This window comes from Actinomadura sp. BRA 177, from assembly GCF_013372625.1.
GTDB lineage: Bacteria > Actinomycetota > Actinomycetes > Streptosporangiales > Streptosporangiaceae > Spirillospora.
On record NZ_JABXFD010000686.1, the window covers coordinates 1 to 13,137 of the forward strand.

General features: G+C 71.7%; 13 protein-coding genes. 11 read left to right on the forward strand and 2 right to left on the reverse strand.

Annotation, left to right across the window (positions count from 1 at the left end; translation table 11 throughout):
• Window positions 1-532 precede the first annotated feature (532 nt).
• From HUX53_RS38035 to HUX53_RS38055, 5 genes are all read left to right on the forward strand, one after another.
• Complete coding sequence (locus HUX53_RS38035) at window positions 533-793, forward strand: hypothetical protein (protein ID WP_176408117.1); 261 nt, start codon at window positions 533-535, stop codon at window positions 791-793.
• On the forward strand, window positions 780-2,273 hold the full coding sequence (locus HUX53_RS38040; protein WP_217920379.1) for a cell wall metabolism sensor histidine kinase WalK: 1,494 nt from the start codon (window positions 780-782) through the stop codon (window positions 2,271-2,273). Before HUX53_RS38035 ends, HUX53_RS38040 begins: the two co-directional genes overlap by 14 nt.
• A complete protein-coding gene (locus tag HUX53_RS38045; protein WP_176408118.1) occupies window positions 2,270-2,929 on the forward strand; it encodes a response regulator transcription factor in 660 nt (219 codons plus the stop codon). The genes HUX53_RS38040 and HUX53_RS38045 overlap by 4 nt, the downstream gene beginning before the upstream one ends.
• A gap of 164 nt (window positions 2,930-3,093) precedes the next feature.
• Window positions 3,094-4,332: a cytochrome P450 gene (locus HUX53_RS38050; protein WP_176408119.1), complete on the forward strand. Its 1,239-nt coding sequence runs from the start codon at window positions 3,094-3,096 to the stop codon at window positions 4,330-4,332.
• A 106-nt stretch (window positions 4,333-4,438) separates the two neighbouring features.
• Window positions 4,439-4,726 carry a GlsB/YeaQ/YmgE family stress response membrane protein gene (locus HUX53_RS38055; RefSeq protein WP_176408120.1) on the forward strand — a complete coding sequence of 96 codons (288 nt, stop codon included), beginning with the start codon at window positions 4,439-4,441 and terminating at the stop codon, window positions 4,724-4,726.
• 14 nt (window positions 4,727-4,740) lie between these two features.
• Here HUX53_RS38055 and HUX53_RS38060 read toward each other — a convergent pair whose 3' ends face one another.
• A complete protein-coding gene (locus tag HUX53_RS38060; protein ID WP_176408121.1) occupies window positions 4,741-5,838 on the reverse strand; it encodes a hypothetical protein in 1,098 nt (365 codons plus the stop codon).
• Between the two features lie 171 nt (window positions 5,839-6,009).
• On the opposite strand from HUX53_RS38060, the gene HUX53_RS38065 reads away from it, so the two are divergent.
• The 4 genes from HUX53_RS38065 (at window position 6,010) to HUX53_RS38080 (ending at window position 10,569) form a co-directional block, all read left to right on the forward strand.
• Window positions 6,010-6,297, forward strand: a complete 288-nt coding sequence (locus tag HUX53_RS38065; RefSeq protein WP_176408122.1) for a DUF485 domain-containing protein — start codon at window positions 6,010-6,012, stop codon at window positions 6,295-6,297.
• Window positions 6,294-7,958, forward strand: coding sequence for a cation acetate symporter (locus HUX53_RS38070; RefSeq protein ID WP_176408123.1), 1,665 nt, complete (start codon window positions 6,294-6,296; stop codon window positions 7,956-7,958). Before HUX53_RS38065 ends, HUX53_RS38070 begins: the two co-directional genes overlap by 4 nt.
• A gap of 216 nt (window positions 7,959-8,174) precedes the next feature.
• A complete protein-coding gene (locus tag HUX53_RS38075) occupies window positions 8,175-10,163 on the forward strand; it encodes a S8 family serine peptidase (RefSeq protein ID WP_176408124.1) in 1,989 nt (662 codons plus the stop codon).
• A 109-nt stretch (window positions 10,164-10,272) separates the two neighbouring features.
• A complete protein-coding gene (locus tag HUX53_RS38080; protein WP_217920380.1) occupies window positions 10,273-10,569 on the forward strand; it encodes an SHOCT domain-containing protein in 297 nt (98 codons plus the stop codon).
• Between the two features lie 5 nt (window positions 10,570-10,574).
• Here the strand turns inward: HUX53_RS38080 and HUX53_RS38085 are convergent, their stop codons facing one another.
• Entirely contained in the window at window positions 10,575-11,201 is a 627-nt protein-coding gene (locus HUX53_RS38085) for a MarR family winged helix-turn-helix transcriptional regulator (RefSeq protein WP_176408125.1), read from the reverse strand.
• A 325-nt stretch (window positions 11,202-11,526) separates the two neighbouring features.
• Here HUX53_RS38085 and HUX53_RS38090 point away from each other — a divergent pair, with 325 nt between their 5' ends.
• Complete coding sequence (locus HUX53_RS38090; RefSeq protein WP_176408126.1) at window positions 11,527-11,853, forward strand: DUF3263 domain-containing protein; 327 nt, start codon at window positions 11,527-11,529, stop codon at window positions 11,851-11,853.
• Between the two features lie 19 nt (window positions 11,854-11,872).
• Entirely contained in the window at window positions 11,873-12,688 is an 816-nt protein-coding gene (gene otsB, locus HUX53_RS38095) for a trehalose-phosphatase (protein WP_176408127.1), read from the forward strand.
• The last annotated feature ends 449 nt before the right edge of the window (window positions 12,689-13,137 follow it).

The following is a 13,137-nucleotide window of genomic DNA, read 5'->3' on the forward strand; positions in this document are numbered from 1 at the left end:
ACCGACCTGCTTCCCGAAAGCTACATCTGGGCGGACCACCAGCTCGATGCCGAGGCCAGCACACCACTCAGCACGAGCTGACGCCTCAAGCGGTTACAGGGCAAACGTTGCCTGCTACGGCACTAGGTGGGGCTCTCGTGATCTCTTGCGGGCCTACCGCCTCGTTGTGGACGGGGCTGCGCTCGGCAAGATCAAGCGGGGCGGCGAGGTCGGCTTCGAGGTGGCGCCTGGGGCTCATGAGGTGCGGGCTCGTATCGACTGGAGTGGCAGTCCTGCGCTTACCTTCAGCGTGGCCCCTGGGGAAGTCGTCCGGATCGTGGTCGAACCGTCGGGCAGTGCTTTCAAGTCCTGGCAGGCTTGGACTGGCAGCGGTTATCTTCGGCTCACGATCGTGGGCTCTGGGAAGTAGCGGCGTAGCGGGCGGTGTCAGGGGTTGGCGGGTGAGAGCACCGTGAGAGGCTTCTCATTTGAATGAGAGGGTTCTCATTCATAACGCGTCGTGTGAGGCGTGCCTCCGGGAGATAGTGGGCGCATGGCCACCCGTGCGGCGATCGCCGGCGTGGGCGTGGCGGCTCTGGTCACTCTCGGCCTTGCCGCTGGGTTCGCGCACGCTCAGACAAGTGCCCCGCTACGCCTCGGCGACGTTGTGCTGGTTTCGCCGCCCGCGTCCGGGTCGGGCACGCCGTCCAGGACGGTGAGCCCTGCGCCGAGGAAGACCGTGCGGCCCGTTCCGGCGCCGCGTCCTCCAAGCAGCGATGACGACGACGAGATCGATGACGATGCCGACGACTGAGCGTAGGTCGTACGGCATCAGCGCCCGGGCCCGCATCGTCGGCTGGATGTTGCTCCTCGTCGCCCTGGCGCTGGCCGGGTCGGTGATCCTCACCTGGTCGGTGCTGTCGGCGCGGTTAGACGAGCGGATCAACGATGAACTCGGGCACGAGGCCACGAAGCTCCGCGAGTACGCGAACGGCGGCGTCGAACGGGCGAGCGGGCGTTCGGTACGGGACGTCCGGACGCTGCTCACCGCGTACCTCGCGCAGAACCTGCCGGACGATGATGAGACGTTCTTCACCGTCATTGACGGCCGGGCTGACCGGCGTAGCCCTTACCCGCCGCCGGCGAGGCTCGACCGTGACGCCGCGTTCGTCGCGCGGATCGCGAGCGCCGAACGTCCGGTCGATGGGTGGGCGGACAGCGCGGCGGGACGCGTCCGGTACGCCGTCCTGCCGGTCCGGATGGTGGGGGATCCCGCGCGCGGCGCGCTCGTCATCGTCGAGTTCCGTGATTTGCAGCGGGACGAGGAGATCGAGACGACTCAGGTGCTCGGGGTGACGGCGTTCGGCGCACTCGCCGCCGCGGGAATGGCCGGCTGGCTGGTCGCCGGGCGGGTGCTGGCGCCGTTGCGGCTGGTGCGGCAGGCAGCTGAGCGGATCGGCGGGTCATCCGATCTCTCCCGGCGTCTGGAGGTGCGCGGCACCGATGATGTCGCCGCGCTGGCCGCCACCTTCAACGTGATGCTCGACCGCCTGGAGGCGGCGTTCGCGACGCAGCGCCGGTTCGTCGACGACGCCGGGCACGAGTTGCGGACGCCGCTCACGGTGATCCGCGGGCACCTGGAGTTGATGGGCGACGACCCGCGCGAGCGGGCGGAGACGCGGGAACTGCTGCTGGACGAACTCGACCGGATGAGCCGCATCGTGGAGGACCTCCTCGTCCTCGCCAAGGCCGAACGCCCGGACTTCCTCGCGTTGGACGAGACAGACCTGGCGGATCTCACCGTCGAAACGGTCGCCAAAGCGCGCGGACTGGCACCACGCCGGTGGCGGGTCGGTGAGGTGGCGGAGGTGCGGATGGTCGCCGACCGGCAACGGCTCACGCAGGCGCTCATGCAGCTGGCGGCCAATGCAGTGAGGCATACCGGTGAGGGCGACACCATCGAAATCGGTACAGCGGTGCGCGCTTACACGGTGCTGCTCTGGGTGTGCGACACCGGGCCGGGGGTCGATGAGGCGGACGCGCGTCGTATTTTCGACCGGTTCGTCCGCGCGGGCACGGGGCCACGGCCGACGGATGGGGCCGGTCTCGGGCTCGCCATCGTCGCCTCGATCGCCCGTGCGCATGGCGGCAGTGCGAGGGTCGAGCATCCGCCGGGCGGGGGTGCCCGCTTCGTCCTGGAATTGCCGCTGCGTCAGCTGGAATTGCCGCTGCGTCAGCTGGAATTGCCGCTGCGTCAGGACGTCCCCGTGCCCGCCGGCAAGGAGGGCGCATGAGCCGGATCCTGATCGCCGAGGACGAGCCGCGCATCACGTCCTTCCTGGAAAAGGGCCTGGGGGCCGCCGGATTCGGCACCGTGGTGGCCGCCGACGGCGTCGCCGCGTACGAGCAGGCGCGCGGCGGCGCGTTCGATCTGATGATCCTGGACATCGGCCTGCCGCTGCGGGACGGGTTCACCGTGCTGCGCCGGCTCCGCCAGGAACGCGTCACGCTGCCCGTCATCATCCTCACCGCGCGCGACGGTGTGGGCGACACCGTGGCCGGCCTGGAGGGAGGCGCCGACGACTACATCGCCAAGCCGTTCGCCTTCGAGGAACTGCTCGCCCGGGTGCGGCTCCGGCTTCGCGCCGACCGGACCCCCGAGCCCACACTGCTCCAGGTCGGCGACCTGGCCCTTGACCTGCGCACGCGGCGAGCCCACGTGCCCGGACGGACGGTCGAGCTCACCGCGCGCGAGTTCGCCCTCGCCGAAATGTTCTGCCGCAACCCCGACCAGGTGCTGACGCGTGAGCAACTGCTGGCGCACGTGTGGGGCTTCGACTTCGACCCCGGCTCGAATGTCGTGGACGTGTATGTCCGCTACCTGCGCCGCAAACTCGGTGCTGACCGTTTCGAAACCGTCCGCGGAACCGGCTACCGCCTGCGTCCGTAGAGAGGTCATCGCAATTCGCCGGGAGGCAAAGGGCGGTTTTCGCGGGCCATGGCCGGAGGTGGCCCCAGGGGCGGGGTCTGGCGGGGTGGTTTTACGGTGGGGGTATGGGTGCGTTGGGTGTTGCCGGGCCGGGGAACTCTGAGGCTCTCCGGTGGTGGGGGCGGATGGCTCGGAATCCGCTGGAGACGTACGTGGGGCTCTCGCGGCGGTACGGGGATGCCGTTCGGGTGCCGTTCGGGAGGCGGCGGGCGTTCTTTCTGCTGTCGCGGCCCGAGCATGCGGAGCGCGTGCTGGTGGCCAACCAGGACAACTATGTGAAGGCGTTCACCTACAGGCCGTTGCGGGCCGTTCTCGGGGACGGGCTGCTGACGAGCGAGGGTGATGTCTGGCGGCGGCATCGGCGGCTGGTGCAGCCGGTGTTCTCGCAGCGGCATGTCGTCGGCTTCGGGCCGGAGATAGTTGAGGCGGCGGTCAAAGGCGTTGAGCGTTGGCCCGACGGAGTGACGCTCGACGCGGCGAGAGAACTGCGAAAGCTCACCCTGGACATCGTCGGGCGGGCGCTTTTCGGTAGTGAGCTGGCCGGGGAGGCGCGCAAGACCGGGCAGGCGCTGGAGGCGCTGCAGCGGGGCGCTGTCATCGGGACGTTCCTGCCGGGCGCGATGGCGAAACGCGGGCTCTACCGGCGGGTGCCGGGGCTCGGGGGTGCGCTCACCCACCTGGACGGACTGGTGCGCAGGGTCGTCGAAGGTTCCGGCGGCGGGGAAATGGTGAATCTGCTCAAAGAGCGCGGCGAACTCGATGCCGAAGAACTCCGGGACGAGGTTCTGACGCTGCTGCTCGCCGGGCACGAGACCACCGCGTCCTCGCTGGCGTGGACGCTGATGCTGCTGTCCAGGTATCCGGCGGCCAGGGAACGCCTGGAGAACGAGGTGGACGAGGTTCTCGGCGGCCGGGAACCGAAAGCCGAGGACGTCGATGACCTGCCGTGGACGAAGGCCGTCCTTTCCGAGGCCATGCGGCTTTATCCACCGGCCTGGACGATCGAACGTGACGCGGTCGAGGACGATGATGTCGCTGGAGTGCCGATCCCCGCCGGATCCACCATCGCCGTCCCGCCTTATCTGATTCACCGGAACGCCGACATCTGGCCCAATCCCGAGGGCTTCCAGCCGGAACGCTTCATGGGGGAGCAGCAACGTCCCCGATATGCGTATCTGCCGTTCGGAGGAGGTAGGCGTATCTGTGTCGGCGCCGGATTCGCGATGCTGGAGGCGACGCTTGTACTGGCGACCATCAGCCGCACTCACCGGCTGGACCTGGTGCCGGGCGTGACCATCCCGTGGCGGGCGGAAATCACGTATCGGCCGGCCGGTGCGGTCCCCATGCGAGTCTCGCGGAGGTAGCGACCGCCCGCGCGCCGGCGGCGTTGCCGTCATGGTCGCCGCGGCGCGGCGGGACGGCGGGCATCAGTGCAGGTGAGAGGCCGTCCTGAACGGGCACAGGGGCGGCATGAACATTACGGGGATCATCTCGGCGATCATCATCGGAGCCATCATCGGGGCGCTCGGCCGGCTGCTGCTGCCCGGCCGCCAGCCGATCGGCGTCATCCTGACCGTGATCGTCGGCATCATCGCGGCGCTCATCGGCACGGGCATCGCGCAGATCGTCGGCGTGCGGACGACCTCGGGGATCGACTGGATCGAGCTGGCCTTCCAGGTCGGCCTCGCGATACTCGGCGTCGCGCTCGTCGCGAGCTTCCGTGCCCGCCGCAACCACCAGCGCCGCGCCCCGCGCTGACCAGCGGCCCCGGGTCAGTCCTTCGTGAGGACGACGGGACCGGTCGAAGAGTTGGCGACCAGCCACAGGGCACCCGTCCCGGGCACCGTGGACAGTTCGGCGACGGCCATCTCGTCCGCGCCCCACGGCATGGACACGGGCGTGCGCTGCCAGATTCCGCCGGCATACGACAGCAGGACGGGCCTGCGCTTGGAGTAGCCGTCGACCGTGACCCATTCCTGGCCGCCCGCCCACACGGTGCCCGAACCGTCCACGACGAGATCGACGGACGTGACCCCGCTCGGCAGGTCCACCTGTGACCAGGTGGAACCGTTCCAGTGGGTCACGTAGTCGGCGCCGCCCACGGAAACCCAGACGTCGGTGGCGGAGACCGGCAGGACGCGGTGCAGCGTGTGGGTGTCGTTCGGGTAGTCGACCGGCTGCCAGGACTGGCCGTCCCAGTGGGCCACGGCGGCGCGGTCGTTGGTCCCGCGTCCAACGGCCCACGCGTCGGTGGCCGTCCGCGCCCGCACATCCGTGACGGAGGCGATGCCGGTGCCCTGGACGGGCTGCCAGCCGCCGGACGCCCGGCGGTAGAGCGGCGCGGTGCCGGAGGTCGAGATCCAGGTGCCGGCGGCTCCCGCGAAGACCTTGAACGAGGTGTCCGGCACCGGCGGCTCGACCTTGGTGAAGGCGGTGCCGTCGAAGTGGGCCAGGTAGCGCGCCTGCTCGACGTAGCCCTGCGAGGACACCCAGACGTCGTCGGACGCCGCCGTGCCGACCCCGGTGATCGGGCCGTTGCCGCTCCAGCCGGGCAGCGCGTACTCCTGCCAGCCCGAACCGGTCCAGCGGCGGACGACCGGGTTGCCGTCGCTCTTCGCGTAGCAGCCCCACGAGGCGATCTGCGGGATGCAGAAGGCGCCTTGCATGCCGCCCACCCACACATCGGACGGGCTGACCGCCGAGACGTCCGCCAAGGCCGCGTTGGGCCAGAGGAAGGGCAGCCCGATCCGGCGCCACTCTCCGGCCGGCGCCTGCGCGGCGGCCGGCGCGGCCATCGCGGTGGCGGACGTCGCCGTGATCGCCGTCGCGCTGGACAGGATCAGGGCCATCTGGGTCAGTGCGCGCTTCATGGGAGAACCATGCCAGCAAATGCTGGTCATGTCACGGCCGGATCGTCCCGGCCCGCGACGGAGACCGCTTCGTCCGCATCTCGTCAAAAAGGGGTCGCCGGGGATGAATCTTTGATCTCATAGTGCACTCGAATCGATGCGGAGAGTCACGTCCGGTCATGGGGAGGCCAGATGGTGGGGGGACTTGCGCCGGTGGCGGGGTACGAGAGGTTCCTGCTGCTCAGGAGGAGATTCCGGCGGGCCGCGGCGGTGCTCGCGGCCGTCTTTCTGGGGTGGTATTTCGTCTATGTCGGGCTGTCCGCGTTCGCCCGGGGGTTCATGGCGCGGACGGTCGCCGGGCACGTCAACGTCGCGCTGCTGCTCGGCCTGCTGCAGTTCGTCTCGACGTTCGCGCTCGCCTGCGGGTACCTGGCGTACGCGCGGCGGCGGCTCGACCCGCTGGCCGGTGAGCTGCGGTGACGGGCCGGACGCTGACGTTCGGGCTCTTCGTCGCGTTCATCCTGATCACGCTCGGCATCACGATCTGGGCGCGGGTGAACACGCGGGGCGCCGACGACTTCTACGCGGGCGGCCGGACGTTCTCCGGCGCGCAGAACGGGGTCGCGCTCGCCGGCGACTACATGTCGGCCGCGTCCTTCCTCGGCATCGCCGGGATCATCGCGCTGAACGGCTACGACGGGTTCCTGTACTCGATCGGCTTCTTAGTGGCGTGGCTGCTCGCGCTGCTGCTGGTCGAGATGGTGCGCAACGCGGGCCGGTTCACGATGGGGGACGTCCTGGCGCGGCGGGTGCGGCGGCAGGCGCCGGTCCGGCGGGCCGCGGCCGTGTCCACCGTGACGGTGTCGGTGTTCTACCTGCTCGCCCAGATGGTCGGGGCCGGGGCGCTGGTGTCGTTACTGCTGGGAATCCACCGCGGTGAGCGGTTCCTGGGCATGGACGCCGGTACGGCGAAGACCGTCACGATCGTCGTCGTGGGCGCGCTGATGATCTTCTATGTGGCGTTCGGCGGGATGAAGGCGACCACCTGGGTGCAGATCATCAAGTCCGCGCTGCTGATGGCCGGGGCGGTCGTGCTGACCGCGCTCGTCCTCGGCCGGTTCGGGTTCGACGTCAGCGCGCTGCTCGGCTCGGCCGCCGACGCGAGCGGGAAGGGCGAGGCGTTCCTGCGTCCCGGCCAGCGCTACGGGCAGGACGTCCCCGGTGACGCGTACCAGACGATCGTGAACAAGCTGGACTTCATCAGCCTGGCGCTCGCGCTGGTGCTCGGCACCGCCGGCCTGCCGCACATCGTCAGCCGGTTCTTCGCCGTCCCGGACGGGCGCGCCGCCCGGACGTCGGTGTCCTGGGCGATCGGCCTCGTCGGCGTCTTCTACCTGATGACGCTCGCGCTCGGCTTCGGCGCGGCCGCCCTGGTCGGACGGCAGGCGATCGTCGCGCAGGACCCGTCCGGCAACACCGCCGCGCCGCAGCTCGCCCAGGCCGTCGGCGAGCACATCGGCGGGCACCTCGGCGGGGACGTCCTGCTGGCGTTCATCGGCGCGGTGGCGTTCGCGACGATCCTCGCGGTCGTGTCGGGGCTGGTGCTGGCGTCGTCGGCGTCGCTCGCGCACGACTACTTCGGCCAGGTGCTGATGCTGGGCCGGCCGCGCGAGTCGCAGGAGGTGGCGGTCGCGCGGTTCGCGTCCTTCCTCGTCGGCACGCTGGCGATCGTCCTCGCGGTGGTGGCGCGGAACCAGAACGTGGCGTTCCTGGTGGCGCTGGCGTTCGCGATGGCGGCGTCGGCGAACGTCCCGGTGATCGTGCTGTCGCTGTTCTGGCGGCGGTTCAACTCCGCCGGGGTCGTCGCCGGGATCTACGGCGGGCTGGCCGGCTCGCTGGTGCTGGTGTTCCTCTCGCCCGTCGTGTCCGGGAAGGTCGACCCGGTGACGGGCGCGAGCCTGTCGCTGTTCCCGGCGGGCGTCGACTTCCACCTGTTCCCGCTGGAGAACCCGGGCCTCGTGTCGATCCCGATCGGGTTCGCGTGCGCGGTCGCCGGAACCCTGCTCGGACGCGACAAGGCCGACGCCGAACGCTACGACGACCTCTCGGTCCGCGCCCTCACGGGCGCCGGCGCCCACTGACGCGTTCCGCCGGGGGGTGTGGGCGGGTTAACATTCGGTCCGTCCGCCGGGTTACCGATGAGTACGCAACGCCTGGCGGGGAAGGGCCGGAGGGAAGATCCACAGCGTCCGGGGTCGTGCCCTAATGTGCCGAGTGTCCGGGCCGGACGCGTTTCGCGTGGCAGAATGTCACCCGCCGTGGAGCACGGCGGGTGTGCCGGAGGGAGGTGCGGCGGCGTGTCCGAAGCCGGTCGACGCCGTCCGGGGCGTACCCGACCGGCCTGGTCCCCGCACCGGCTCGGTGCCCGGACGACCGCGGCCCTCACCGTCCTCACGCTCGGCGCCGCCGTGGCCGTGCCCGCGGCGATGATCTCCGGCGGCGAGCGCCCGGCACACCAGGCCGTCCGCGGCGCGGCGGCCGGGACGCTGGTCAACGCGCGGGCCGACCAGATCCGCGGACGCGAGTGGCACCTGAAGGCCCTGCACGCCCAGAAGGCCTGGAAGTACTCCAAGGGACGCGGCGTCACCGTCGCCGTCCTCGACACGGGCGTCGACGCGAACCATCCCGACCTCACCGGCCACGTCGTCGGCGGCCCGGACCTCACCGGCGGCGTGCGGCGCCCCGGCACCCGCTACTGGGGCCTGCACGGGACGTCCATGGCCAGCATCATCTCGGGCCACGGGCACGGCCCCGGGCAGGCGCAGGGGATGCTGGGCGTCGCGCCGCTCAGCCACGTCCTGTCCGTGCGCGTCACGCTGGAGAACGACGACCCGCTGCGGCGCGACAACGGCCAGCAGCAGCCCGAGAACGGCGAGCGCGACGCCGTCGCCCAGGGCATCCGCTACGCGGTCGACCACGGCGCCGGCATCATCAACATGTCGCTCGGCGGCGGGCGCCAGTTCTACAACGGCACCCCGGCGCAGGAGAAGGCGATCAAGTACGCGCTGTCCAAGGGCGTCGTGCTGATCGCCTCCGCCGGCAACGACGGATCCGGCGCCAACCGCAAGAACTTCCCCGCCGCGTACCCGGGCGTGATCGCCGTCGGCGCCCTCGACCGCCGGCTGCGCCTCTGGAAGGACAGCAACCGGCGCTCCCACGCGGCCCTCTGCGCGCCCGGCGTCGACATCGTCAGCGCCGACGCCAGCGGCGGCTACGTCGTCGGGACGGGCACGAGCGCGTCGTCGGCGATGGTCGCCGGGGTCGCCGCGCTCGTCCGCTCCCGCTACCCGAAGCTGACCCCGGCCGAGGTCAGGCAGGCGCTCATCCAGGGCTCCCCGGCCCGCCGCGGCCGCCCGACCGGCTCGCCCACCTGCCGCGGGACGGTCGACGCGCTGCGCACGCTGTACGCCGCGCACACGATCAACAAGACGTCCAGCGGGCCGGTGGAGACGCCGCCGCCTTCTCCCGCCGCGACGCCGGCGCCGGTGGCCGCGTCCCCCGAGCGGGACTCCGGCGTCCTGCTGCCGCTCGTCCTCGGCGGCGGCGGGCTGCTCGTCGTCCTCGGGCTCGTGCTCGGCTGGCGGCAGCGGCGCCGCCCGGAGGATGACGTCGAGGAGGCCGAGGACGTCCCGGAGTACGGCCTGCCGTCCGAGCCCGCCACGGCGCGCGAACCCGCCTCCGTCGCAGCCGCGGGGGAGCCCGGGATGGCGCCGGTCAACGTGCCGCTATGGCAGAACACGCAGGCGTACCAGGGCCCGCCCCTGGACCTCCCGCCGGAAGCCGCGGAACCGGAGCCCGCGCCTTCGTCCTGGGCCGCGGGTGCCGGTGAGGAACCGCTGCCGCCGCCCATCGAGCCGAAACAGACGCCGATGATGCCGCCGCACGAGCTGCGTCCGTTCGTCCCCGGCGACTTCGCATCGAACGGGCACGCGTCCGGCAACGGGCACGACCTGCTCAACGGGCACGGCCCGGCCAACGGCCGCCACGCCGCCGACCCGAACGGCGCCGCGGACGACGCGCCGCCCCTCGATGACGACGACTGGGAGGCGTTCCGGCGCGGCGCCCTCGACCTGCCCGACCCGGGCACGACCGCTCCGCTTCCCGAGGTATCCCCGGAACCGCCCGGCGACGCGCCGCCGCCGCCCGTACCTCCCGTGGACGACACGGCGGCCGCCGATCCGGAACCGCCGCCCGGGCCCGTCCACCCGGCGGACGAGCCTGGCGACGGGCGCTCGCGGCACGCCCGTCCCGCCGAGGACGAGGACTACCGGCCGCCCTGGTGGTGATCGCGGTACTCCGCCGGGCGTAGCGCGAGTGCCTCCGGCCGGCCGATGTGGCACCCCGTACCCGTCGCCGAGCATCGACGTATCCGCACACAGGAAGGGTCGATGAACCATGTTGACGACGTTGGCGACGCAGGCCGTGGCGATGCACCCGGGCGGCTGGCACGACGGGGACGCGCCCGCCTTCTGGCCGGTCTTCCCGATCACGTTCGGGCTGTTCTGGCTGGCCGTGCTGGGAACGGTCTTCTACCTGATCCGCCGCCGGATGAACGCGGGCGCCACGGCGGCCGCGGCGGCGGCAGACCCGATGGCCAAGGCGCGCGCGGTCCTCGCCGAGCGCTTCGCGCGCGGCGAGATCGACGAGGACGAGTACCTCATGCGCATGTCCACCCTCCGCAACGGCGACTGACCGCCTCAGCGCGGGGGTCGGTCGGCGGCGGCTTCCTCGAAGATCCGGCCGATGCCGTCCGAGTACTCCGGTGCTCGGGCGGCCGCGTCGGCGAAGCGGGTGAGCAGCAGGGCGAACTCGGCGCGCTCGTCCGCCGTCCAGCCGGCCAGGAGGGCGTCGAGGTAGGCGCGGCGGGACCGGTCGGCGACCCGCTTGACGCGCAGCCCGGCCTCGGTCAGCCCGAGGTTGGCGCGGCGCGCGTCGATCGGGGACGGGCGGCGCGACACCAGCCCGGCGTCGATGGCGTGGCCGACCAGCCGGCTCGCGGTGGACGGGTCGATCTCCAGCCGTTCCGCGACGGCGCCGACCGTCACCTCGCGGGGGCGGGCGGCGCATTCCGGCTTCTCGCCGGCCGTCGTGAGGGCGGCGATCGCGTTGACCACCATGAGGTTGGAGAGCTGCAGCGGCCGTCCGTCCGGGCCGGCGGACGTCTGGGCGCGGATCCGCTTCATGAGGTCGGGCTTGGCCCAGACCCGGCGCAGATGGAACAGCGCCGCCGCGATGTCGGTGAGGGCGGGGTCGGCCCGCGGTTCGGGCGGCACCGCTGCGTCCGGCTCGGCGGGCCGTCCCGTGGCGGGGGTCTCCGTCGCCATGCAAGGTCTCCGTTCGCGTGTCGGACGCCGGACGTTGCGAACTCCTCACTCTAACGCATGTAGTGTGCACACGTCCGGGACCCGCGGGACTGCCGTTCGCGATGGGACACACGGCGCGAAAGAGCCCCAGGTGAAGCGGGATGTGATGCACTGGACCACCGGCGTCCGTTCCCCGTGAACCACCGGAACTTGTCGGCCCGGACGCGTAGCATGGCACCCGCCCGAACCCGGACGAGCCGGGATCAGTAACCACAGAGGGGACCTGATGCGAGCGGCGAACGCCCCCGACGGCCCCCGCGGTGACGTCCCCCCACTGGACGGAAGCATGGACGATGGCCGACCCCCGAGACCCCTGACCGAAGACGACGAGGGCGGCGCCGACGACGCCGCCTTCACCACCGAGCTGCTCTCCGAACGCGACCGGCAGATCCTCGCCTTCGAGCGGCAGTGGTGGAAGTACGCCGGAGCCAAGGAGCAGGCCATCCGCGAACTGTTCGACATGTCGGCGACGCGGTACTACCAGCTCCTCAACATCCTGATCGACCGACCCGAGGCGCTCGAGTGCGACCCCATGCTCGTCAAGCGCCTCCGCCGGATGCGGTCACAGCGGCAACGCAGCCGCGCCGCGCGCCGACTCGGCATCCGGCCGTGACCCCAGCACACTGGGGCACGTGACTTCTCCCCGCTCCGCGACGGCCGCCGGCGGCCTCGACGCGATCCGCAAGAACCCGGCCGGGGCCGTGCTCGGCTTCGACTTCGACGGCACGCTCGCGCCCATCGTGGACGATCCGGCCTCGGCCCGGGCCCATCCCGGCGCGGCCCCCGCGCTCGCCCGGCTGGCCCCGCTGGTCGGCGCGCTGGTGATCGTCACGGGACGTCCCGCCGCCGTGGCCGTCGAGTACGGCGGCTTCGAGGGCATCGACGGGCTCGTCGTCCTCGGGCAGTACGGGCTCGAACGCTGGGAGTCCGGCGTGCTGACCGAGCCCGAGCCGCCGCCGGGCGTCGCCGAGGCCCGCGCGAAGCTCCCCGGCGTCCTCGCGGCGGCCGGCGCCCCGCCCGAGACCTTCGTCGAGGACAAGGGGCAGGCGCTTGCCGTGCACACCCGGCGCTGCGCCGAGCCGGAGGTCGCGCTGGAACGCCTCCGCAGCATCCTCGCCGCACTCGCCGAACGGACCGGGCTCACCGTCGAGCCTGGACGCCTCGTCCTGGAACTGCGCCCGCACGGCATGGACAAGGGGCAGGCGCTGCGCTCGTTCATCGACGACCTTCCGGCCCGTCCGTCCGCTGTGCTGTTCGCGGGGGACGACCTGGGCGACCTGGCCGCGTTCGACGCCGTCGAGTCGCTGCGCGCGGAAGGCGTGCCGGGCGTGCTGGTGTGCAGCGGGTCCGCGGAGGTCACGGCGCTCGCCGAGCGGGCGGACCTGGTGGTGGACGGCCCGGCGGGGGTGGTCGACCTTATGGGTACCTTGGTGGACCCCCCGTCCTGACCGGGCGGGCCGGCGTTGTGGGCCAAGTGACAAGAGTCCGAACCGGATTTGTCGCATCTCGCGAGACTCTGGGGGCGGCTGTAGACCCTGGGTCCAATTGCGCCAAAATATGGTGGATTGCGGTAAGTGTGGTCCACGGGGGAGCCGCACGCGGACATGGGAGGCCTGATGGTGGACACGGGACCGGGAGCCCCGCGCCGTCCGGACGACATCAGGCACACGCCCGCCGGCGGCCTGCCCAGGGCCACACCCCGGGAGGGCACGCCCGTCCAGCCGCCGGGCGCCCCCATCCCACCGGGCGCACCAACACGCCCCATCGTCCAGTCGCCCGCCGCCGCCGAAACGCCGCCCCGCGCCCTGTCCCTTATACACATCTGACGCTGCCGACGAAGAAGATAGGGTAGGTCTCGCTGGAACCCGGATCACGCAAAACACAAACAACGAGAAAA

Coding starts and splice junctions, on each gene's coding strand:
- HUX53_RS38035 (WP_176408117.1), top strand. CDS start 533: ATGGCCACCCGTGCGGCGATCGCCGGCGTGGGCGTGGCGGCTCTGGTC.
- HUX53_RS38040 (WP_217920379.1), top strand. CDS start 780: ATGCCGACGACTGAGCGTAGGTCGTACGGCATCAGCGCCCGGGCCCGC.
- HUX53_RS38045 (WP_176408118.1), top strand. CDS start 2,270: ATGAGCCGGATCCTGATCGCCGAGGACGAGCCGCGCATCACGTCCTTC.
- HUX53_RS38050 (WP_176408119.1), top strand. CDS start 3,094: ATGGCTCGGAATCCGCTGGAGACGTACGTGGGGCTCTCGCGGCGGTAC.
- HUX53_RS38055 (WP_176408120.1), top strand. CDS start 4,439: ATGAACATTACGGGGATCATCTCGGCGATCATCATCGGAGCCATCATC.
- HUX53_RS38060 (WP_176408121.1), bottom strand. CDS start 5,838: ATGAAGCGCGCACTGACCCAGATGGCCCTGATCCTGTCCAGCGCGACG.
- HUX53_RS38065 (WP_176408122.1), top strand. CDS start 6,010: ATGGTGGGGGGACTTGCGCCGGTGGCGGGGTACGAGAGGTTCCTGCTG.
- HUX53_RS38080 (WP_217920380.1), top strand. CDS start 10,273: ATGTTGACGACGTTGGCGACGCAGGCCGTGGCGATGCACCCGGGCGGC.
- HUX53_RS38085 (WP_176408125.1), bottom strand. CDS start 11,201: ATGGCGACGGAGACCCCCGCCACGGGACGGCCCGCCGAGCCGGACGCA.
- HUX53_RS38090 (WP_176408126.1), top strand. CDS start 11,527: ATGGACGATGGCCGACCCCCGAGACCCCTGACCGAAGACGACGAGGGC.